Origin of the sequence: Streptosporangium sp. NBC_01755 (genome assembly GCF_035917995.1) — a bacterium.
Lineage (GTDB): Bacteria > Actinomycetota > Actinomycetes > Streptosporangiales > Streptosporangiaceae > Streptosporangium.
On the sequence record NZ_CP109131.1, the window covers coordinates 8,080,190 to 8,101,107 of the forward strand.

Annotated in this window: 21 protein-coding genes and 1 tRNA gene; 7 read left to right on the forward strand and 15 right to left on the reverse strand. The window is 67.3% G+C overall.

All coding sequences use genetic code 11. The annotated features are described in order from the left end of the window. Window positions 1–82: 82 nt before the first annotated feature. The 3 genes from OG884_RS36990 to OG884_RS37000 all read left to right on the forward strand — a co-directional run bounded on the left by OG884_RS36990 (window position 83) and on the right by OG884_RS37000 (window position 1,562). A complete protein-coding gene (locus tag OG884_RS36990) occupies window positions 83–607 on the forward strand; it encodes a hypothetical protein (RefSeq protein ID WP_326640708.1) in 525 nt (174 codons plus the stop codon). Further along, the gene (locus OG884_RS36995) at window positions 604–1,065 is read left to right on the forward strand and encodes a hypothetical protein (protein ID WP_326640710.1); all 462 of its coding nucleotides are present in this window, start codon (window positions 604–606) and stop codon (window positions 1,063–1,065) included. The genes OG884_RS36990 and OG884_RS36995 overlap by 4 nt, the downstream gene beginning before the upstream one ends. 104 nt (window positions 1,066–1,169) lie before the next feature. After that, window positions 1,170–1,562, forward strand: a complete 393-nt coding sequence (locus OG884_RS37000) for a hypothetical protein (protein ID WP_326640712.1) — start codon at window positions 1,170–1,172, stop codon at window positions 1,560–1,562. A gap of 230 nt (window positions 1,563–1,792) precedes the next feature. Here OG884_RS37000 and OG884_RS37005 read toward each other — a convergent pair whose 3' ends face one another. The 4 genes from OG884_RS37005 to OG884_RS37020 all read right to left on the reverse strand — a co-directional run bounded on the left by OG884_RS37005 (window position 1,793) and on the right by OG884_RS37020 (window position 5,874). Next, window positions 1,793–2,155 carry an ASCH domain-containing protein gene (locus OG884_RS37005; RefSeq protein ID WP_326640714.1) on the reverse strand — a complete coding sequence of 121 codons (363 nt, stop codon included), beginning with the start codon at window positions 2,153–2,155 and terminating at the stop codon, window positions 1,793–1,795. A 15-nt stretch (window positions 2,156–2,170) separates the two neighbouring features. After that, window positions 2,171–3,730: a tetratricopeptide repeat protein gene (locus OG884_RS37010; protein ID WP_326640716.1), complete on the reverse strand. Its 1,560-nt coding sequence runs from the start codon at window positions 3,728–3,730 to the stop codon at window positions 2,171–2,173. Window positions 3,731–4,060: 330 nt separating this feature from the next. Next, a protein-coding gene (locus OG884_RS37015) for an IS3 family transposase (RefSeq protein WP_442811606.1) occupies window positions 4,061–5,238 on the reverse strand; the annotation gives its coding sequence in 2 pieces (ribosomal slippage) (window positions 4,061–4,980 and window positions 4,980–5,238; 1,179 coding nt in all). A gap of 243 nt (window positions 5,239–5,481) precedes the next feature. After that, window positions 5,482–5,874 carry a hypothetical protein gene (locus OG884_RS37020; protein WP_326640720.1) on the reverse strand — a complete coding sequence of 131 codons (393 nt, stop codon included), beginning with the start codon at window positions 5,872–5,874 and terminating at the stop codon, window positions 5,482–5,484. Here OG884_RS37020 and OG884_RS37025 point away from each other — a divergent pair. After that, window positions 5,871–6,009: transfer RNA gene (locus tag OG884_RS37025), tRNA-OTHER, on the forward strand. The genes OG884_RS37020 and OG884_RS37025 overlap by 4 nt on opposite strands. Window positions 6,010–6,173: 164 nt before the next feature. Here the strand turns inward: OG884_RS37025 and OG884_RS37030 are convergent. The 5 genes from OG884_RS37030 to OG884_RS37050 form a co-directional block, all read right to left on the reverse strand. Then, window positions 6,174–7,097: an ADP-ribosylglycohydrolase family protein gene (locus OG884_RS37030; RefSeq protein ID WP_326640722.1), complete on the reverse strand. Its 924-nt coding sequence runs from the start codon at window positions 7,095–7,097 to the stop codon at window positions 6,174–6,176. 662 nt (window positions 7,098–7,759) lie between these two features. Beyond that, the gene (locus tag OG884_RS37035) at window positions 7,760–8,350 is read right to left on the reverse strand and encodes a phosphoribosylanthranilate isomerase (RefSeq protein ID WP_326640724.1); all 591 of its coding nucleotides are present in this window, start codon (window positions 8,348–8,350) and stop codon (window positions 7,760–7,762) included. A gap of 80 nt (window positions 8,351–8,430) precedes the next feature. After that, window positions 8,431–10,047, reverse strand: a complete 1,617-nt coding sequence (locus OG884_RS37040) for a penicillin-binding transpeptidase domain-containing protein (protein WP_326640726.1) — start codon at window positions 10,045–10,047, stop codon at window positions 8,431–8,433. A gap of 107 nt (window positions 10,048–10,154) precedes the next feature. Further along, a complete protein-coding gene (locus OG884_RS37045) occupies window positions 10,155–10,952 on the reverse strand; it encodes a PIG-L family deacetylase (RefSeq protein WP_326647106.1) in 798 nt (265 codons plus the stop codon). 120 nt (window positions 10,953–11,072) lie between these two features. Next, entirely contained in the window at window positions 11,073–11,195 is a 123-nt protein-coding gene (locus OG884_RS37050) for a hypothetical protein (RefSeq protein ID WP_326640728.1), read from the reverse strand. Between OG884_RS37050 and OG884_RS37055 the strand changes: the two genes are divergently transcribed. Continuing rightward, on the forward strand, window positions 11,173–11,700 hold the full coding sequence (locus OG884_RS37055) for a hypothetical protein (protein WP_326640730.1): 528 nt from the start codon (window positions 11,173–11,175) through the stop codon (window positions 11,698–11,700). The genes OG884_RS37050 and OG884_RS37055 overlap by 23 nt on opposite strands. Window positions 11,701–11,719: 19 nt before the next feature. Here the strand turns inward: OG884_RS37055 and OG884_RS37060 are convergent, their stop codons facing one another. Genes OG884_RS37060 through OG884_RS37085 form a run of 6 tightly spaced genes read right to left on the reverse strand, consistent with a single transcriptional unit; the run spans window position 11,720 to window position 19,035 of the window. Further along, window positions 11,720–12,727: a TIGR03619 family F420-dependent LLM class oxidoreductase gene (locus tag OG884_RS37060; RefSeq protein ID WP_326640732.1), complete on the reverse strand. Its 1,008-nt coding sequence runs from the start codon at window positions 12,725–12,727 to the stop codon at window positions 11,720–11,722. A 28-nt stretch (window positions 12,728–12,755) separates the two neighbouring features. After that, on the reverse strand, window positions 12,756–15,104 hold the full coding sequence (locus tag OG884_RS37065; RefSeq protein WP_326640734.1) for an arylsulfatase: 2,349 nt from the start codon (window positions 15,102–15,104) through the stop codon (window positions 12,756–12,758). A gap of 12 nt (window positions 15,105–15,116) precedes the next feature. Further along, window positions 15,117–16,064, reverse strand: a complete 948-nt coding sequence (locus OG884_RS37070) for a cyclase family protein (RefSeq protein WP_326640736.1) — start codon at window positions 16,062–16,064, stop codon at window positions 15,117–15,119. Next, window positions 16,061–16,825, reverse strand: coding sequence for an SDR family NAD(P)-dependent oxidoreductase (locus OG884_RS37075; RefSeq protein WP_326640738.1), 765 nt, complete (start codon window positions 16,823–16,825; stop codon window positions 16,061–16,063). Before OG884_RS37075 ends, OG884_RS37070 begins: the two co-directional genes overlap by 4 nt. An 11-nt stretch (window positions 16,826–16,836) precedes the next feature. Beyond that, window positions 16,837–18,288 carry an aldehyde dehydrogenase family protein gene (locus tag OG884_RS37080; RefSeq protein WP_326640740.1) on the reverse strand — a complete coding sequence of 484 codons (1,452 nt, stop codon included), beginning with the start codon at window positions 18,286–18,288 and terminating at the stop codon, window positions 16,837–16,839. Continuing rightward, window positions 18,289–19,035, reverse strand: coding sequence for an IclR family transcriptional regulator (locus OG884_RS37085; RefSeq protein ID WP_326640741.1), 747 nt, complete (start codon window positions 19,033–19,035; stop codon window positions 18,289–18,291). It abuts the gene before it with no gap. A gap of 234 nt (window positions 19,036–19,269) precedes the next feature. On the opposite strand from OG884_RS37085, the gene OG884_RS37090 reads away from it, so the two are divergent. Continuing rightward, entirely contained in the window at window positions 19,270–20,085 is an 816-nt protein-coding gene (locus OG884_RS37090; RefSeq protein WP_326640743.1) for an ABC transporter ATP-binding protein, read from the forward strand. Beyond that, the gene (locus tag OG884_RS37095; RefSeq protein WP_326640745.1) at window positions 20,078–20,902 is read left to right on the forward strand and encodes an ABC transporter permease; all 825 of its coding nucleotides are present in this window, start codon (window positions 20,078–20,080) and stop codon (window positions 20,900–20,902) included. Before OG884_RS37090 ends, OG884_RS37095 begins: the two co-directional genes overlap by 8 nt. Window positions 20,903–20,918: the final 16 nt, after the last annotated feature.

Consider the following 20,918-nt stretch of genomic DNA (forward strand, 5'->3'; position numbering starts at 1 on the left):
ACGGCCGTCCTTCCCTCTCGCCGGAGCTCTCCGCGTCCGGGATCTATCGGAACTGACCGGCGACCAGTCCGTCCCGGTACGCATGTTCACCGGCCCCGGCCACCCCGCGCTCCCCGCAGTCCGGGCGGCGATCAACGCCACCGCGCTACTCCTGCCGGCTGGCACCGTGCAACCGTTGGTCACGCCGCAGGCTCGCCTGGATGCCGCTTGGCGGACCCGGCATTCCTCCCCTGATCACCGGACCGCGCTGGGCGCACTCCTGCCCGACCTCATCCGGGATATGCAACTCGCCGCCACCATGTACGACGGCGCCAACAGGCGGCGCGCGAACGCCCTGCTCGCCGAGACCTACGGCTTGTCTCAGATGTTCTTGGCCTTCCAGCCCGCCCGGGATCTGGTGTGGCGCGTCTCTGATCGGGCTTTGCTGGCCGCTCAGGAGTCCGAGGATCCGCTCGCCCTGTCGTGCGCGGTGTGGTTCCTCGCCGCGGCGCACCGGGACGCGGGTGATCTGGAGGCCGCCCACGACATCAACGAGGACGGTATGACGGCGCTCGCCCCGGCGATGGACGAGGCGGGCGTCGACCTGCGGGCGATGTGGGGGCGTTGAACTTCGAGCTGGCGCACACCTCGTCGAGGTTCGGCGACGCCGGCGACGCCTGGATGCACTGGGAGGAGGCGGCGCGCATCGCCGAACGTCTCCCCGAGGGCTACTACCAGCCGTGGACCAGTTTCTCGCAGGTCATCATGGCGCCGCACGCCGTCACGATCGCCGTGGAGCTGCACCAGGGCGGCGAGTCGGCCCGGCAGGCCAGTGGTGCGCTGGCGGCGCCGATCCCGTCTCGGCCGCGCCGGGGCCGCCATCTGATCGAGGTCGCCCGAGCTCACCATTTGCAGCGTGATCACGCGGCGGTGCTCGGCACGTTGCAGCTGGCCCAGCAGGCCGCCCCGGAGACGATTCGGTACAACGGGTATGCGCGGCGGATGCTGTTGGAACTCGCCGAAGGCCCTGCGGCGTTTCAGGCGCAGGCGCGCAGTCTCGCGGACCGAATCGGGCTTCTGGTCTGACCTCATCGAAGGGGCAGAAACCCTGCCCCTTCTTTGCGCAGTCGCGTCAATACGCTCAGTGAGCAGTTCCCCGGGGACAGACAGCCCATCAAAGGAACCCTCTCATGACCGCGGCTGAAAGGCCCATACAGGCCGTAGACCCTCGCAACCCGCATGCGCTGGTCACCGCGCTGATCTCCGAACTCCACAGGCGAGACCTGCAGGTCAAAGGCAAACACACCACCAACGCCGTCATCCTGCACGTGATCCAACCAGCGGCCTCTGGTGGCGGCGACACCATCGAAGGCGGACTCGCCAACGTTCCGGCCCTGTCACAGACCGTCGTCCTCACCCCCGACTCCCAACGACGCAGCGAGACACGTGCCTACGCCTGGTCATGGGTTTGGGGAAGCGAGTTCCGCAGTGCCGGCGACCCCGAAACCGAGCGCTTCGGTGCCGGCGAGGACATCGGGCCCGCCGCTGACGCGATCGCCCGCGTCCTGCGCGTCAACTCCTGACCTCGGCTGCACCCGCTTAAGCCGGCGCGGCGGCGTCGGACCCCCATGCCGTGCCGCCGCGCCTCACATCGCCCGGCCGCCGCGTCGTTCAGGTCACGTGGCGGCAAGGGCCGGTGGTCCTGCCTCACCTTCCCGGGGTGAAGACCACCGTGTTTGACCGGCCCCCAGGCCGGGCGGACCTCGCTTCACCCCGCGGAGGCGAGGGCCGCACCCACGTGCTCGGGCGGATATCAGGCGTCGGGCAGCGGTGCCAGGTGGATGGCGAAGACGCCGAGGGCTTCCTTCTCAGGCGGGTAGATGTCACGGCACGCGGCCAGCAGCTGGTCGCGGGTCATGCCCTGGCCGCCGATCATGGTGTTGTCCTCGGCGTCCAGCATCGCCTCGAACGACGGGTACTCCTTCACCGCAGTGACCCGGACGCGTAAGGAGTCCTCCCCGGAGACGAAACACAGCGTGTCTCCAGCGGAGATTTTACGGATCTTGGGGTAGCCGACGCGCACCTCGATGGTCTTGGCTTCCTTGGCGATCAGCTCGAAGTACGGCCTGCGGATGGTGATCGAGTACTCGTGAGGCTGCGGCCGCTGGGAAGCCATTGGTCTCCTTCACTCTCAGGGTCGGGCTACGGGACGGGCGGCCGCGCCGGTTGCGGCCAGGCGTTCACGCAGTCCTTCCACGGCCGCCTGGCGGGGGTATCGGCGGGCGAGGAAGGACGTGAGGTCGCCAGCCCGGCCCAAGACGGAGCCGACGATGCGGGTGGAGTCGAGGGCTTGGTGGCCAAGGGCAACGGCGTCGTCGGGGTCGCCGAGTTGGGCGTGGGCAAGGGCGAGGTCGATACGGGCGATGGCTTCCCGGCTGGGCGATCGGGACGTCTCGGGAGCCGATTCGTATACCGACAGAACGTGTTCGGCATGTCGGCGGGCCTGTTCGGCCTGGCCGAGCCAGATGAAGGAGGTCGCGGGGTAAGAGGTGAGTGCGTAGTCGGCCAGCGGCAGCACATCCATGCCGAACCGGCGGGGTGAACGGGGCGGCAGGAGCCGATAGGCGTCCTCGGCTGCTTGGAAGTCAGCCGTGAAGCCTGCGGTGTCTCCGGCGGCGGCGGCCGCGCGGGCGGCTTGGGCGTGTAGCCGCACGGTCAGCGGATGGTCGACGGGGGCTTCGGCCAGGCCCTTGCGGGCGGCGGCCAGGGCTTTGCCGGGCTGTTGTTCGTACAGGTTGATGGAGGCGGCCGCGTCCATCGCCCATGCGCACAGCTGGCCATGTCCGGCCTGCTGGGCGTGGATGAACGCGTCGTTCGCGAAAGCGAGGCCGGTGTGGGCGTCGCCCAGGTCGTGGGCGAGCCAGGCCAGCAGTTCCGACAGCCACCCGGCGAAGGCGAGTAGTTCCCGGCCTTGCGGGTGGGTGTGTTTACCTTTGAGCAGGCCGTCGACCTTGCGCCGGTAGTCCAGTACGGCGCCGAAGACCTGCTGGGGAGGTTTGAGTGAGTAGGCGTGGTTGAACTCGGTGACCGCGAGGTCGAGGTGGTCGAGGGTTCCGGAGCCCAACGCGCTTGCCTCGGCCTGCCGGGTGAACTCCATCGCTTCGGTGGCGGCCTGCTGCAAGATCTGCGCTGCGGCGGCCGGGGCGGTCAGGGCCAGCCCGGCGAACTTCAGCGCGTCACGACGCTTCGTCTCCTCCACCTCCATGGTCTGCGGTCCCATGCCGGCGTGGTCGGCCCCTCCTTCTGAAAGTGTTATATCCCCTCGTACCGTGTTCCAATGCGGGCTGTTGTGCTGCGGCGGGGCAGGAGAGTAGTCGCGGGCGAAGCCCAACTCGACCGGGTTGGTGGTGAACAGGTGGCACAGCAGGTCCTGGTAGTCAGGGTTGGGCGGCTGGCCTGCCTCCCAGTCTTTCCATGAGCGCACGGTCAACCCGACGCTGGTCAGGCACTCCTGTTCGACGAAATCGTGGGTGGCTTTGACGGCTTGAGCGACTGTCCAGCCCATGGCCAGGCGGCGGCATTTGAGGAGCCGGTGCCCGCAGTGCTCGGCGATCTGAGCGGCGATCACCGCGACCAGTGCTGAGGGCACAGGGTCGGGGGATCCTGCCTGGCCGAGTATGCGTTCGCGCTGGGCTCGGCCGCAGGAGATGCCGTGCACCGGGTTTGATCGCCTCGTCGACTGGACGCTCACGTCTACCTCCGCCGGGGTGCCACGGGCCTGGACGCTGGATGCGCCGCGCGCTGTCGAAGATTGCTTGCCTGCCGCGTGATGCGGTCAAACCCCCGTCTGAAGGCGGCTTGGGCGCCCGCTGCGGGCGACCAGGTCGCCCATGCGGGGCGGGAACCTCTCACTACCTTCGCAGATGTCGGCGGATCAGTCTGGTGGAAGGCGCCGCGTCCGGCCGACGGACTCTGCCAAGGGCATCCGGCCGGACGGGGCGCGCACCCTGTCCACGTAACCCCTGGCTTGGCCGGGTGAGGGGCTGAGATCATTCCGGACAGCGGAATCTGCGGCTGCGAACTACGCAACCGACTGAAGCGCTGTGTACTCGTCGAGGACTTCGAACGGTGTCCGGTAACCAACGGATGAATGAAGTCGGCGCCGATTGTAGAAGCCCTCGATATAACGGATCACGGCCCGGCGAGCCTTCGCCCGGCTGGTGAAAACGTACCGTTTCAGCCATTCATTCTTCAATGCCGAAAAGAACGATTCGGCCATGGCATTATCGTAACATATGCCGGTACGGCCAACGGACCTCCGGATATCCAGCCTCTTCAGCACGGTGCCGAATTCATCGGACGTGTAGTTCGACCCTCTATCGGAGTGGAAGATCGCGTCCTTTTCGATGGTGAAGGTCTGTACCGCGTTCTCGATCGCCTCGGTGATCAACTCGGTGCGGTAGTGATCGGCCATCGCCCACCCCACCACGGCCTTGCTGTAGCAGTCGATCACCGTGGCCAGGTAGCAAAACCCCTCCCAGGTCGGAATGTACGTGATGTCGCCCACCAGCTTGACGCCGGGCCGGACGGCGGTGAAATCGCGTCTGACCAGGTCGGGAATGCCCCGGAAAGCACCCTGCTCGGTGAGCTTCGGCGTGAAGGGCCGCACCTGCGCCGGCAGCAGGCCCAGCTCGCGCATCAACACCCGCACCAACTCAGCCGAACAGCGCTCACCGCGGCGCAGCAACTCGGCGTGGACGCGCCGGTAGCCGTACACCTCCTCGTGCTCGTAGAAGATGCCCGCGATCAGGTCCTGGAGCAGGTCGCGACGCTGCGCGGTCGCCGAGGCGGGCCGGTCGCGCCACTCGTAATACCCCGAGCGGGACACCTCCAGCCAGTCGCACATTTTCACAATCCTATGGTTGGCCTTCTCCGCGTCGATCAACTCGAACTTCGCGGTCACCGATTGTTCTCGGCCGCGAAGAAGGCCGCGGCTTTTTTTAGGAAGGAAAGCTTCTCGCGGAGTTCGGAGTTTTCTCGCTCGAGTTCGCGCAGCCGGGCGCGCTCGGGGCCGCTGAGGGAGTGCGGTTCTTCTTCCGCGCGCGTTCGCTTGTAGGTGTTCACCCAATTGCCGAGCGTGGTGTCGTGGACGCCGAACTCTCTGGCGACCTCGGCGATCGTACGGGGGCCGTCGAGGACCATGCGCACAGCTTCGTCCTTGAACTCCTGGCTGAACCTACGCCTGGAACCTTTCGGCATGTTTCTATCTCCTTCGGACTGTTACCACCCTAGCGAGCGGCCTGTCCGGAATCTCTGGAGCACCTCAGATTGGACCGCCACGGTAATCCGAACGTTCTCACCGCGGATCGGCCGTGCTCGCGCCTGTCCCAAGGACCGAGTGCTCTCAGTGCGCTGGTCGACGTTGAGCGCTACGACAGCCCCCTTCCCGATGTGCTCGCCTTTTCACCCCCAAGCCTCGAGCATTGAGACTGGAGGAGGTCGTCAGCGGGAGCGTCGGCGTGCTGCCGGATCGTGTTCGGCGGTGATACGGGCGGAGGTCTCCTCGCCCAGGCGAACGTAGCGGCCGAGGCTGGCCAGGTGCTGGTGGCGGCTCTTGGCCTGCAACTCCGGCGCGGTGCGCCCGGCTTGGGCCAGATGTTGGAGCGCGCTGTGGCGCAGCTGGTGCAGCTTCCAGCCCTGGCCGTGCGGGTCGAGCTCGGCGGAAGCGGTCTTGAACAGGTACTCGGCCCGCGGATAGGACAGCCGGCCGCGGCCGGTGACCGGGCAGATGTCGGCGGCCGCAGGCGCGCGTGGCCCGGAGACGGGAGCGCGCCGGTCGGTAATCCTCGGTCTCGGTAGGCAACGCAAAAGGGCAATAACCAGGGTTTTTGGCACCGTTAGATCATGGTAAGCAACAATAGAAACGGCATGGAATCGGACTTCTAATCCGACGGTCGCAGCGGGATGAGCCCCCGAGCCGGGAAACTCGGGGCCGTACGAAGTCATTAGGTTCGAATCCTGCAGGGTGCGCGATCAGGACCAGCGAAAACCCTTGCCTGACCTGCGGCGACGCAGGCACGCGAGGGTTCTTCATGTCCGGCCGTCTACAGTTGGCGCCGGGCGTTTGCGGCTGATCCTTCCCAATGCCTTCCCACGGGATCAGGATCGATCATCGCTCCCCCAGCATTCCAGCCCTACGTCTGAGAACCGTCCGAGGCACCCGGCTCACGGCCGAGGGGGGCGCCTGCCCAGGCCGGTAGAGGCTCGCATCGCCTCCTCCACTCCGAAGGCGGACGGGCGCTCCCTGAAGCCGCGATGATGCCGCCGACGATGGCGCAGGTGGTGTCGATGTCACCACCTGCCGCTGCGGTGGTCCACATGGCCGCTTCGAAGTCCTGGCGTTCGCGAGCGGCGACCCAGAGGGTGAAGGGCACCGTGTCGTGCGCGCTGACCTGTCGCCCGTTACCCAGCATCGTGGCGGCGAGGCCGGGATCACTGATGGTGAGGAGTCGCCTGGCCTCGGCGATGCCGTCGCGAACCATGCTCGCGGGCACGTGTTCCCTGATCCTGTCCAGGAACCCCCCTGGCGAGAGACCAGGCTCCGTGGCAGTCGTCGCCGCGGCCACGGCCACGGCTATCGCGCCGGCCACCGCTTCAGGGTGGGTGTGGGTGACCTGTGCCGACAGGGCGGCCTGGTGGACGACGTTCGCGAGATCGTCGGCGAACCAGGCACCGAGCGGCGCCACCCGCATCGCGGCGCCGTTGCCCCATGAGCCCTTGCCGTCGAACAGCTCGGCCGAGAGCATCCGCCAGTCACCGCCCTCACGGACGAGGCGGAGCATTCGGTTGGTGGCCGGGCCGTACCCGCGGTCGAAGTCGTGACGGGTGGCGAAGCCGGCGGCGAGCCGATCCTGGTCGACGGTGCCGTGGTCAGCCAGGACGCGGTAGACGGAACACGCCATCTCGGTGTCATCGGTCCACTGCCACGGGTCGGGCGGGAGCAGACGGCCGGACAGAGCATGCTGGTTGGCCGGAACGAAGAACTGGGAACCGAAGGCGTCGCCCAGAGCCAGGCCGTGAAGAGACGCGGTGGCACGCACAAGAAAATCAGAGGACATCCCCTTCATTGTGGGGTACGCCGCACGTTCACCGTCATGACGGGAGAAGCGGCCCCGGCCCACGTTCCCAGCCGAGCCTCATTGCGGGAACATCCGCACCAAGAAAATCGACCCTCCAACCTGGCTTCATCGCTGGGCCTCATTGCGGGATCGCCTTCTCCGCGTCCGTCGCAGAAATCCCGTAGCCTTTCCATCCCGACTTCATCGCCGGGCCTCATTGCGGGACCCGCTTGGACAGGGCATCCAGGACCGCGACGCGGAGGCTCCATCCCGGTTTCACCGCCGGGCCTCATTGCGGGTCCCACAGCCACATCACCATGGCACAGCTCTGCGTGACTAAGCGCGTGACAACCATGGCGAACGGCGGCGGACTCTCACGGTCCTTCACGGACCGCTCTCGCAGGTGGGCCCCCTCGATGGTGCTGAACACAAAGGTGTTTTGACTGCTTGCGGAGGAGGAGGCCGCTGGTTCGACTCCAGCCAGAGGTGCTGTACCAGGCAACCGGATGTCCCCCATGGCCGAACACCCCGATACGGGAATGCGCTCCAGTGCGACATTCCTCATCAAAAGCACACAACTCCTCAACGGTGGCACGCGTGGACATGTCTTCGTGAGTCGTCATAACGATCAACATAAACGATCAAGCGTGCACCCGCCGATCTCACCCCGCGCGGGCGGCGGCGATGAAGTCCCTGATGAGCCCGGAGTCCTTCACCCCCGGGGCGACCTCCACGCCACTCGACACGTCGACCCCCCAGGGCCTGGCCGCGGTGATCGCCTCGGCCACGTTCGACGGGGTCAGGCCCCCGGCCAGCATCCAGCGGCCCTCCGGGCGTCCGCGCACGGCCGCCCAGTCCCACGGCTCCCCCGAGCCCGGCCTGGGCGCGTCCACAATGAGCAGGTCCTCGTCGAAGGCGCCGCAGCGCAGGTCGGTGCTCGCGGCCCCGGCGCGGACCAGCATGACGCCGAGGTCCTTCAGCGCGGTGAAGTCCGCGTGCGGGTGCTCGCCGTGCAGTTGGACGGCGCGTACCCCTGACTCCAGGGTGGCCGCCCTGACCTCCTCGGAGGGCTCACCGGCGAACACCGCCACGGTCAGCACGTGTGGCGGCACCGCCGAGGCCAGCTCACGCGCCCGCGCTGGGGTGACCCGTCGCGAGCTCCTGGTGAGGACGAATCCGATGGCGTCGGCGCCCGCCTCGACGGCGGCCGTCACATGTCCGGGCTCGCGCAGCCCGCAGATCTTCACATACACCCTGTGTACGTTAGCCCGTTCTCCGCCCGCGACCGGCCGACGGCAGGGTTCCCGCCCCTGACGCCGGGACGGCCAGAGCGTCAAAGGGCATTCAGGAACCTCGCGGCGATCGGCGCCGCGATCGTGCCCCCGGCGCCGCCGTGCCGGACGAACACCGCGAAGGCCAGGGAGCCCCGGTAGCCGATGAACCAGGCGTGGTCCCCGCCGTCCACGACCTCCGCGGTGCCGGTCTTGCCCGCGGTGTCCGGTGGGAGGCCCGCCCCGGCGGCCGTACCCCGGCTGACCGCGGCGCCCATCATCGTCCGCAGGCCCGAGGCCACCCCCTCGTCCAGCGGCACCGGCTGCGGCGAGTCCGCAGGGGGCTCGGCGGTCGTGATCGCGGGTCTCCACACGCCGCTCGCGACCGCGGCTGCGACCTCGGCCATGCAGAGCGGGCTGGCCTGCACCGAGTTCTGGCCGATGGCGTCGGAACCCAGCTGGTCCGGGCCCTCGTACGGCTGAATCCGGCAGGAGCTCAACCCCGGCTTCTCCCGGAACCCGAACCGCTCCGCCGCCTCGGCGCGCAGCCGGTCGTCCTGCAACCGCTCGTACGCCTGCTGGGCGAAGGTGGTGTTACAGGAGAGCGCGAAGGCCGTGCTGAGGCTCACGGTGCCGTGGTCGACACCGTCGGAGTCGGTGAAACTCCTGCCGTTCGGAATCGTGTAGCCCGCCGGGCAGGCCACCTGCGACTCCGGAGTCATGCCGTTGCGCAGCAGCGCGGCCGCGGTCACCACCTTAAACGTCGAGCCCGGCGGGTAGAGGCCGTTGAACGCCTCCCTGCCGCCCAGCCCGTCCGCCACCGCGCGCACCTGGCCCGTCTTGATGTCCACCGCCACGATCGCGGCGGGCTGCTCGACACCGTCCAGGGCACGGGCGGCAGCTGCCTGGACCGGCTGGGAGATCGTGGTCTTCTTCCCCGAGGGCGGCCGGGGCGAGGAGGCCAGCAGCACCCGGCCGGAGCTCTCCTCCTCCAGCTTCGCATCGAGGACCGTGTCACCCAGCCCGGTGAAGTAGTCGCCCGCCCTGCTGTCGCGGGGGAACGGCACCCCCTCGCGGGTCAGCGTGGCCGGGCGCCGGACCTCCGTCTCCTTCAGCACCAGGCGCCCCCCGTCCTTGAGCGCGGGGTGCATCGTCTCCGGACTCCAGAGCACCTTCCAGGTGTCCGCCCGCATCACCAGGCGCAGGACCGAGGTGAACGGCCAGCGGCCCAGACCCGCGACCTCCCTCACCCCAGTGAAGGACAACTCGGCCGCCTCGCTTTCACGGTGCAGCTCGCCGGGGGCGAGGGAGGACAACGAGGCCCGCAGATCGGCGTCGAACCGGCGGTGCCGGTCGGCGAAGTCGGCCGGAGGATCGGCGACCAGGTCCGCCATGGTGGCGAGATCACCGGACTGCCAGGCGGTGAGGTATCTCGCCCCGGCCTGCCCGGGACCGTCCTGCGGGGTCGGTGTGACCAGGGTCGGTGTGACCGGGGTCGGTGTGACCGGCGCCGGATCGGACAGGGTCAGCTTCTGGTCGGGCCGCGACTCCTCGGTGGAGGTGGACCGCGGCGACGGCGAGGCCACCACCGCCCCCGGTGCCGCCATCACCCCGTACACACCGAAGGCGACGATCGCGACCGCCGAGGCTGCCAGCACGAGGAGCCGTCGATCCCGCATAACCGTTTACTCCCCTGGGTTTCCACGGTTGCTCACCAGCGAAAAGATCGTAAAGGTGATGACCAGTGGTGAACCAGGCTTTTCTGGACTTCGGTACCGGAGCGTGGCTACCGGAGACCGTCGAAAAGATCGTCCTCGCGGTCGGCGGCGGCCGGGACACGGTTGATGTGGCGGATGAAGGACTCGTACGCGAACGCCTGGTGCTGCGCCTCGGCGGGCATACGCAGCAGGAAGATGTTCTCGCCCTGGCTCGCGTGCGCCTCCAGCGCCTTGCGCTTGCGCTCCACCTGGTCCGACACATCGACCACGGCGGTGATCTCCTCCTCAGGAACGCCGAAGTCGTCGGGAAGCTCCAGGTCCTCGGGGGCCTCACCGGTCGAGCGGAGATAGGCGAACATCTCGGCGATCCGCTCGCGGGGCACCGCCGTGTAGTAGAGCTTGCCGGGAATTCCACTGGCCTCGGCCGCGGCGACCGCGATCCGGTGTGCCTGGATGTGGTCGGGGTGACCGTATCCACCGTTCTCGTCGTAGGTGACGACGACCTGCGGGCGGTAATGCTCCATCAGCGCGACGAGCCTGCCCACGGCCTGCTCGAACGGGATGTTAGCGAAGGAATCCGGTGCCTTATTGGCGGCCCAGCCGACCATGCCAGAGTCGCGGTAGCCGAGCAACTCCAAGTGGTCGATCCCTAGATGGGCCACGGACTCGCGGAGCTCGTCCAGCCGCCGCGCGCTCACCGCCGCCTCGTCGTGGCCAGGATCCCCCGGCTTCACCCCACCGGGGCCGTCGCCCTGCTCACCGTTGGTACAGGTGACTAGGACGGTGCGGACGCCCTCGTCTGCGTACTTGGCGAAGACACCGCCTGTGCCGAGCACCTCATCGTCGGGATGGGCGTGAACGGCCATTAACGTCAACTCGTTATCCATGAGTTTCGACCCATTCGTAGGAAATAGTCTTGCGGACCGGCCCACTCTACGGCGACCACCGAGGAGCCGAGATTGGCAGGCGAAGCACCGGGACTGCGTCTAGATCATGTCGGCGACGGACTCGTCCCAGTCCCGCATCAGCGCGTCGTGAAGGCCCACCAGCGCGGCCCGAGCGTTCGTGAAGGCGACGCCGACCGAGTTGTGGCCGACGCGGCCGTCCACGTCGACTCCGGCGCCCCGCAACACCTCCGCCAGATGGTCGAGGTCCCTGTACACCTGCGCGGCCGCGCCCGCCACCGTACGGGCACGGCTCGCCGAACTACGAGCCCACATCGAGGGCGAAGGCAAAGGCGCCGTCCACGCCGAGTGCTACGACGTCGGCAAGCCCGGTCCCGGTGTCGAAGCCCTGCTGGCGCTGGTCCGCGCCCTCGCCGTCGACGAAGTCCTGGTCGACGACGCCGCCAGGTTCGGCCGCTCCGCCCATCCGGTGCTCGAGGCCGCACAGCGGCCGTCGGTGCGGGTCCAGACTCTGGAGGCCATCCAGGAGAAGGGCACCCATGTTCCCGGCGACCTACAACAGCGGCTGCGTGAGATGTTCGACGACGTCGACCCAGACATGCTGGCTGAGCGGGCGCCCGCCTGGCTCCACGGCGGGGCTCTGTCGGTGGCCCGCGCCCAGATGGAGGAAGCCCATGCAGCGCTGGAGGACGCCATGCGGCCAGGCTGAGTCACTGACCGGCAATTAGTTACGAAGTGATACCGTCGCTCGCTCGAAACTCGGCTGTAATCCGGTCGAGCCGCTCGGTCTGGCCCGAGAGGTCCTTCAGGTCCACCATTGGCGGTGGCGCGAGCTGGATGTGGTGCAACCCTGCCTGTTGATACTCAAACAGGACCTCTAGGATCTGCTGCTCACTGCCGACGAGTGGATTGGTGCTGTCCCTCCTGGCCCGCGCCTGCACCCAAGACGTCAGCCGGAGCGAGAGGGTCAGCGCATCCGAAGGTCGCCCGTTCTCCTCGAGCAGCTCCCGAAGGCGAGTCACCGCCTTCTTAGCGGCGTCTGGAGACAGTTGAGCCCCATGCCACCCCGACCCGAGGCGCGCAGCCCGCTGCAGGGCCGGCTCGCTGTTGCCCCCGATCCACACCGGCAGCTCGCGGCCCTGCGGAGGCTTGGGATACATCTGCACGCCCGGTGAGACGCGCACCGATGGAGAATGAAAGCCTTCGTCGGTCGACGGGCCCCACAGGTAGCGCATGCACTTGATGTAGTCGTCCGTCCGCGGGCCGCGCCCTGCCCAGGTGGCGCCGACGGCGTCGTACTCCTCGCGCAGCCATCCCGTCCCGGTACCGACGATCAGCCGGCCGTTCGACAGCACGTCGATCGCGGCGAGCATCTTGGCCGCCAGCACGGGATGGCGCAGCGGAGTGACCATAATCCCGATACCAAGGCGGACGCGCGAGGTGAGCCCGGCGAGGTAGGACAACAACGTCAACGGCTCGAATACAGGGTCACTGGCGGGCATGCCTCCCAGCCCCACCTGGGTGAAGTCCTCCAGGGCCCCCGAGGGCACGGCACGGCCGAAGTTCGGATGCCGGGATCGGATGCGGTCTGCGAGCACGATGTGGTCGCCCACCCAGATGTCGTCGAACCGTGTGGCCCTGTCGGCCAGTTCCGCGAGCCGTGTCAGCTCGGGCACGTCGATGCCCTGAGCCATGAAGTTGGGAATGAAGAGCCCGAATCTCACGTCGCCGTCCACCTCACCTGAATCACCGTCGCCATGCCGCTCAGTGCGACTCGATCTCAAGTTCGAGGGCCTTGCTTTTCTCGTGTCCGGACTCCACGGCGCCGAGCTCCGACAGGATCTCCACGTCGACCCGGCGGATGACTCCAGAGTATTCGAACGCGCCCGAGTAGCGTGAGGACACCGGGGTCCCGCTGTCGCGGCCCACGTTGAACGTCTCGGCGTAGGAGTACCGATACGGCACGGTCTGCGGCAGGTCTCCCACCACGACCTCGGTGCCGTCGACGAGCAGCCGCACCGTACCGCCCGACCCGAGCACCGGCCGGTGCGTCACGAAGTCTAAGCACAGGGTGTGCTCACCCCCGGGCAGCTCGACGCCGGAGACGAACTCAAACGTTGCGCGGCCGGCCACGTTGTGCGCGTAGATCAAGCGGTTCTCGTCCACGAACAGCGAGTAGCCGGCGAACCGGCCCCCGGCGGAGAGCAGCAGGCCCCGGTCGCCGGCGCCGTGCGTGACGCGCGCGGTGATGCGATGAGAACGGCCCTTGACGTTGGGTGCGGAACCCTCGGGGATGCGCACCGCGCCCGGGTAGTAGGTGAACGACCGCCGCGCATTCCCGGGGTTGGGCTTGTGGTCCACCGCCAGCCGTTCGCCCAGGGAGTCGTCCAGCGGATAGACGAAATTGTCCCGCGCCTCCTGGTCCCAGACCTTCCGGAGTTCTTCCAGACGTCCAGGCTGCGCGGCGGACAGGTCTCGGCTCTGGGCGTAGTCCGACGACAGGTCGTACAGCTCCCAGCGGTCGTGCTCAAAGATTCCGGTGGAGCCACCTGTGTACTGCCAGGGAAGGCGCCCGTGCCGCGCACTCGCCATCCACCCGTCCTGGTAGACGCCCCGATTGCCGAGGATCTCGAAGTACTGCGTGCGTGGCGGCGCCCAGGAGCCGGCCTCGTCGTCGACGGAGGGCAGCAGCGAGATCCCCGCGAAGGGCAACTGCTCCGCTCCGTGCACCGCCTCCGGCCGTGGGATCCCAATCGCGTCGAGGATGGTGGGCGTCAGGTCCACGACGTGTCCGAAGTGGCTGCGGTCGCCCCGCGCGGACACCCGGGCGGGCCAGGACAGCACCATTCCGTTCCTGGTGCCGCCGAGGTGCGAGGCGATCTGCTTGAACCACGGGAACGGGGTCGCGCCGGCCCATGCCCAGCCGACGGGGTAGTTGTTGTAGCTGGTCGGACTGCCGATCTCGTCGATGCGGCGGAGGTTCTCCGCCTGGTCCTCCGGGAGGCTGTTGATGACCGACCACTTGTTGAACTGCCCGGTGGGGGTGCCCTCGGCGGCCGGTCCGTTGTCTCCCGCAACGAAGATGATCAGTGTGTTGTCGTGCTCTCCGAGCTCCTCCAGGGCGGCGACGAACCGCCCGAACTGATGGTCGAAGTGCGACAACGCGCCGGCGAATGCCTCCATGTACCGCGCGTAGAGCCTGTGCTCGTCGTCGGACAGCGAGTCCCACGCGGTGATCTCCTTGGGCCGCTCTGAGATCTGGCTGTCAGCCGGGATGATGCCGAGCTCGAGCTGCCGCTGAAATGTTTCCTGCCGGATCCGATCCCAACCAGCGTCGAACCTGCCGGCGTACTTCTGGATCCACTCGCGGGGGGCGTGGTGTGGCGTGTGCGCCGTGCCGGGGGCCCAGTAGAGGAAGAACGGCCGGTGCGCGGCGACGGAGCGCTGCAAGCGCACCCAGGAGATGGCCTGGTCGGCCAGGTCCCGGTCGAGGTGGTAGCCCTCCTCAGGGGTGTAGGGCGTGTCAATAGGCGTCGTGTTCCGGTAGAGCGTGGGCTCCCATTGATTGGCGTCCGCCCCCATAAAGCCATAGAACATCTCGAATCCGAGACCCGTGGGCCAGCGGTCGAACGGTCCGTTGGGATTGATCTCCCACTCCGGGGTGTTGTGCCACTTGCCGAGCGCTGCCGTTGAGTACCCGTTGAGGCGGAGGACCTCGGCGACGGACGCGGCGCTGCGCGGCCAGATCGTGCTGTATCCGGGATAGCCGGTGGCCATCTCGGCGACCGCGCCGTTCGCAATCTGGTGATGGTTGCGGCCGGTGAGCAGTGCCGCCCTCGTCGGGGAGCACATCGCCGCAGTGTGGAACCGGTTGTACCGCAGGCCGCGCCCGGCCAGCGCGTCCAGGTTGGGCATGTCCACCGGACCGCCGAACGCGCTGGGCTGGCCGAAGCCCACGTCGTCGAGCAGCACGACGACCACATTGGGAGCGCCGTCAGGGGCCGTCAGCGAGCGGGGGAAGTGCGGGACTGAGGCGGCCGTCGTCTCGGCGATGCGGGAGGCGTAGGCCTCCTGGGACGGAAGGTGGGTTCTGGAGAGTCGGGAATCGGTCATGCTGGTCCGCTCCTAGAAGATCGCCATTGCGTTGGCCGGGGAGCCGAGGCCTCCGGGGAGGCGAACGGGCTTCGCCATGAACAAGAACTCGTAGCGGTGGCGTCCGGCGCACGCCTCGCTCAGCTCGACAAGGTCGAAGAGCTCGCCTAGCGTCAGACCGAGCAAGCCCAGCAGAGCCGGGTGGAGTCTGGTGTCCTTACCACGCGGAGGCGTCACCTCGACGGCGATGTTGTCCGCGCACACAGCGGCGATGTGCTTGTCCCAGAGCCACTGCAGGGTCTCCTCGTCCTGCTGGAGTCCTGGGGCCGCATAGCGCATCTCGGTCGTCGTCGTGCCGTCGCTGAGGCTGCGGATGAACGCGTCGACGCCGAACCGCAGGAGCAGTACGTCGCCCTCCTCGATGCGGACACCCTGGGCGGCGGCGACCTCGTCCAACAGCGAGGGCGGTATCTCCCTGCGCGTGTTCGGCTCGATCGCCTCCGGTGTGTCCCGCAGGTGCCGCTCCAGGTCCAGCAGCACGCCGCGCGCCACGATGCCCCGCTCGGCCACCTGGTCGATCCCGAGAGAGTTGTGTCCGGGGGCGAGCGCCCGATCGTCAGGGAGCAGGCCGTTGTAGAAGCCGTCGGGCCCGCGGACGTGGCGTAGGCCGTCCCACTGACTGGACAACTGCGGGGCGAAGTTGTCCAGGGTCTCGTCGTAGTAGCCCGGCATGATCTCGAAAACGTCGTGTACGAACTGCTGACGATGCTTGAAGATCGACAGGGGGATGCTCAACGGGTGGTCGAGGTTGACGCAGATTCCCTCGGTGGCCAGCCTGAGCGCCCGAGCCCGGCGTTCGGGTGTCAGCAGCTCCAGCGTTCCGAGCTGCGACCGGTCGCCGAACACGCCCCAGGCGGTGCGCCAGTTCGGTGCCGCGGTCGACGGGGGGAGTTCGTTGTACGAGGGCAGGACGTTGCTCAAGCGCTCACACCGCCGTCCACGGGCAGGTTGACCCCGGTGACGAACGCCGACAGGTCGGACAAGAAGAAGAGAGCCGCCTTTGCGACGTCGTCGGCGGTAGCCAGCCGTCCCATCGGGATGTCGGTTGTCAGCCGCTCCCGGTCCATCAGGTCGGCCGCCTCGACCGGTACAAACTGGGGAAGCATGGGAGTGTCGGCGGCGACGGGGCAGATAGAGTTGACGCGCACGCCGCGCGGGGCGAACTCCTTGGCAAGCGACCGGGTCAGCATGACGGTGCCGCCCTTAGATGCCTGATATCCCGAGTGGTGGGCCCGGCCCTTCAATCCGGATAGGGATGCGGTGATGAGGAAGGAACCCCTGGACGCCTCGAGGGCCCCTGCGGCGTACTTCGCGAGCAGCCACGGCCCCTTGACGTTGACGGCCATCAAGCGGTCGAACAAAGACTCCTCATAGTCCTCCAAGGCTGAGAAAGGCGCAGGGAGACCGGCGTTGGCCCACGCGCCGTCGATGCGGCCGTAGGTCGCGTTGGTGAAGTCGACCAAGGCGGAGCTGTCCGCGGCGTTCGTCGCGTCGTAGGTGAACGCCCTGGCCTGTCCGCCCGCTTCCTCGATCTGGGTGACCGTCTCCTTGGCGCCGTCGGTGTTTAGGTCCGCGACCACGACTTTCGCGCCGTGGGCTGCGAAGAGCACGGCTCCGGCCCGGCCCATCCCCGAGGCCGCCCCGGTGATGATAACGATCTTTCCGTGCAGGAGCTTTGTCATGTCACGTGTCCTCACTTGCCTGCGAGCCTGATGATGGTTGTCTTGACCTGGGTGTAGTGCGCCAGGGCCTCGAAGCCCTTTTCACGGCCGATGCCGCTGTTCTTGTAGCCACCGAACGGTGTCTCGACGCCGCCGCCGAACCAGTTGTTGATGAACACCTGACCCGACTCCAGCTGTGCCGCGACGCGGTGGGCCCGGTCGATGTCCTGGGTCCACAAACCCGATACGAGCCCGTAGTCCGTGTCGTTGGCGAGGGCGACGGCTTGGTCTTCGTCGTTGAACCTGGTTGCTACCAGGACAGGCCCGAAGATCTCCTCACGCGTGAGCAGGGATCCGTGCGGCGCCTCAAGCAGGGTCGGTGCTACATACAGCCCGCCCGGGTAGTTCTCGAGCACCTTCGGCGGCCCCTCGAGCAGGGCAGTAGCCCCGGAAGAGGTGATCTGGTCGAGGTAACCCTGGACCCGGGCGTACTGCTCCTTGGTGGCGATCGGCCCGATGTCCGGGTCGTCGAGGGCGTGTCCGACCCGGACATCGCTCAGCCGCGACTGCAGACGGGACAAGAACTCGTCGTAGACGGTGGAGTGCACCAAGAGTCGACTTCCCGCCGAGCATGCCTGGCCGGAGTTGTAGGTGATCGCCAGACAGGATCCTTCGACGGCAGCGTCGAGGTTGGCGTCGGAGAAGACGATGTTGGGGCTCTTGCCGCCGAGCTCGAGTCCGGCCGGGATGAGCCGGTCCGCTGCCGCGTGGGCGACGAGTCGGCCGACCTCGGCGGAGCCGGTGAACATGACCCGCCGGACCAGTTGGTGATGGATCAGCGCCTGCCCGGTGGTCGGGCCGTCGCCTGGGACCACATTGAGGACACCGTCGGGGAGGCCGCATTCGCTGGCCAGCCGGGCCAGCATGAGGCAGGTGAGCGGTGCGTCCTCGGCGGGTTTGACCACGACCGTGTTACCAGTTGCCAGGGCGGGACCGAGGCCTCTGGCCGCCTGTTGGAGGGGGGCGTTCCAAGGCAGGATCACTCCCACGACGCCGTAGGGTTCGTGGCTGGTGTAGGCGTGCCACTCGGCCCCGAGCGGGATGACATCCCCGTGGTGCTTGTCCGCCGCTCCTGCATAGAACTCGAAGTACCGGGCCGCGACCTCAACGTCGCCTAGCGAGAGGGACAGGGGCTTGCCGGTGTCAAGGCTCTCCACGCGTGCGAACTCTTGGCGCTTCTCGCGGAGCTGGCCGGCGATCGTCTGGAGGATGCGGCCGCGCGCCGACGGCTTCCACCTGCGCCAAGCCCGGTGGGCGCGATCGCTAGACCGCACCGCGACATCGACGTCTTCCGCGGAGCCGTGCGCTACCGCCGCGAGTACCTCGCCGGTGGACGGGTTGATTGTGTCGAGCCGCTCTCTGCTTGACAGCTTGCTGACCTTGCCGTCGATATAACCGTCGATGATGAAGCCGGTGACAGGCACTCATTCCTCCGGGGCCGAGGTTCGGGTCAACAGCTCCTGGATGGCTCCTGAACAGTGCTTTGCCTGGCGCGTGATCTCAGGAATGTCGGCGTTGGCCAGGTAGTCCTTGAAGGCCGATACGTGCACGGCTGCGATGAGGACCCCGTTGCGATCGTGGACGGGGGCCGCGAAGCCGATTATCCCGCTGATGGTCTCCTCCATGCTCATGGCGAAGCCACGTTCCCGGATGGCTTCGAGTTCTGATCGAAGCGCCGACTTGGTTGTGATGGTGTTGGGAGTGAAGGCCACCAGATCCGATGACGTCGCGACCTTCTCCAACTCAGGGTCGTAGGCGGCGAAGAGTTTGCCGACTGCGCTGGAGTGCAGCGGCACGGGATCTCCCAGTCGAATATCCAGACCGGCCCGGTGCAGACCGGGAACGCGCTCGACGTAGGTCACCGTGTTGCCGACACGCACGGCCAGGTAGGCATCGTGCTCAATGGACTGCACGAGACGTTTCAGATGTGGTCGCGCCGCGTTCACCAGGTCGACCTGCTCGATGGCCGCCACGGCGAGTCGCACGAAGACCGGACCGGCGCGGTAGAGCTTCCGGTCATCGATGACCAGGAGTCCAGCGTTCACCATGGAGCGAAGCAGGTCGTGCGTGCTGCTCAACGGCCCTGACACGGACTCGGCGATCTGCGAGAGCGGAGCGCCAGCATAGTTCTGCCTCAGCACATAGTCGAGGACCCGGACGAGCCGGTCCACCTTGTCACCGCTCATGCCTGCTGGCACCCTTCTTCAGCTATCTGAAGCACTCATTCGAATATTCGGAACGTAGCCTGAGTACTGTCAGGCGTCAACGGGTCGATACCGATCGAATCAGGCATTGACAGCCACTTTTCGTGAACCTAGTCTCTCCGGTACAACGAAGAAAGTTCCGAAATATCGGAAAAGGCGCCCGTGAGTGTGCTGATCACCCGAGACCATGGAGATCGAGCCGTGAACAACAACAACCACGATGCGCAGGGAGCCATCACTGTTCGTGGCGTGACGCACGAGTTCGGCCGATCCAGGGGCGATGCGACGTCCCGAGGGCGGATGAACGCGCTCGAGGACATCAACCTGATTGTTCCTCGCGGCCAGTTCCTCGCGATCGTCGGCCCGAGTGGGTGCGGCAAGACCACTCTGATGAACATGATGGCCGGCCTCATCAAGGCCTCGTCGGGAGTGGTGACGCGCGATGGCCGCCCCGCCACCTCGCTGGCCCGCAACGTGGGTTACATGTTCGCCCGTCCCGGCCTGCTGCCCTGGCGGACCGCGCGGGGCAACGTCGAACTGGGGCTGGAGTTTCGCGGCGTGAGCAAGTCCCGCGCGAGGGAGATGGCCAGTGAGCTGCTCCGTCAGGTCGGGTTATCCAAGTCCGAGGCATCACTGCCCTCGGAGCTCTCCCAGGGCATGCGCCAGCGAGTGGCGTTGGCGCGTGTGCTGGTCCTCGACCCCGACTACCTGCTGATGGACGAGCCGTTCGGCGCCCTGGACGCGCAGACAAAGCTGGTCATCCAGGAGCTGTTTATCCGGATCTGGGAGGGCACCGGGAAGACGGTGGTCTTCGTGACGCACGACTTGGTCGAGGCCGCTGCGATGGCCGACCGGGTGATCGTCATGACGGCCTCTCCGGGCCGGATCAAGGCAGATCTCATGATGCCGTTCGACCGACCACGCGATTTGGACGGCCTCCGGTTCGACCCCAAGTTCCAGGAGATCTCGCACCAGATCTGGGATGCCCTGAAGGACGAGGTTTCACACGATGACTGAGAAGACCGCAACAGCGTCCCTGGAGGCTCCTCCGGCTTGGCTGCCTGCCGTGCCTCGGATCGTCACGCTGTCCGCCGCGCGCCTGGGTCTGGCTGCAGCGGTGTTGGCCGTCTGGCAGTTCGGCGTGGAGATCGGCTGGCTCGACCCGGCGTTCATAAGCAGTCCGGAGGCGATCTGGAAGTTCCTGCGCGACTTCGTCGGCTCCGGGGACATCTGGCATCATCTCTGGGTGACGCTGCAGGCGACACTGCTCGGATTCATCATTGGCAGCGCTGCAGGGATTGCCGCGGGTCTCGTGCTGGCGAGTGTGCGGTGGCTGAACGAACTCCTCGACCCGTTCCTCACGATCCTCAACTCGCTTCCGCGGGTCGCCCTGGCCCCGCTGTTCCTCCTGTGGTTCGGTCTGGGCGGCGCGTCGAAGGTCGCGCTGGCCGTAAGCCTGGTGTTCTTCATCCTCCTGATCAACACCCGGGCCGGTGTCAGGAACGTCGAGGCGGACATTGTGACCGTGTCGAGGTTGCTGGGTGGAGGCGGCTGGCGGCTCTTTCTGAAGGTGATCCTGCCGGCGGCCGTACCCAGCATCGCCGCCGGGCTCCACCTGGCCGTCATCTACTCGCTTCTCGGTGTCGTGGTGGGCGAAATGATCGCGGCTGAGGCGGGGCTGGGCCAACGCATCGCCTTCTACTCTGGCCAGTTCAACACAGCCGGCGTGCTCGGGGTGCTCGCCGTGCTCGCGCTCATCGCGGCCGCCATGAACACCGCGACGGTGCTCCTCGAACGACGTCTCCTGCGTTGGCAGGACCGCGGGCGGCTCTAGACCGCCCCGACGCAGC

Coding starts and splice junctions, on each gene's coding strand:
- OG884_RS36990 (WP_326640708.1), top strand. CDS start 83: ATGTTCACCGGCCCCGGCCACCCCGCGCTCCCCGCAGTCCGGGCGGCG.
- OG884_RS37030 (WP_326640722.1), bottom strand. CDS start 7,097: ATGTCCTCTGATTTTCTTGTGCGTGCCACCGCGTCTCTTCACGGCCTG.
- OG884_RS37095 (WP_326640745.1), top strand. CDS start 20,078: ATGACTGAGAAGACCGCAACAGCGTCCCTGGAGGCTCCTCCGGCTTGG.
- OG884_RS37000 (WP_326640712.1), top strand. CDS start 1,170: ATGACCGCGGCTGAAAGGCCCATACAGGCCGTAGACCCTCGCAACCCG.
- OG884_RS37005 (WP_326640714.1), bottom strand. CDS start 2,155: ATGGCTTCCCAGCGGCCGCAGCCTCACGAGTACTCGATCACCATCCGC.
- OG884_RS37040 (WP_326640726.1), bottom strand. CDS start 10,047: ATGCGGGATCGACGGCTCCTCGTGCTGGCAGCCTCGGCGGTCGCGATC.
- OG884_RS37065 (WP_326640734.1), bottom strand. CDS start 15,104: ATGACCGATTCCCGACTCTCCAGAACCCACCTTCCGTCCCAGGAGGCC.
- OG884_RS37075 (WP_326640738.1), bottom strand. CDS start 16,825: ATGACAAAGCTCCTGCACGGAAAGATCGTTATCATCACCGGGGCGGCC.
- OG884_RS37045 (WP_326647106.1), bottom strand. CDS start 10,952: ATGGCCGTTCACGCCCATCCCGACGATGAGGTGCTCGGCACAGGCGGT.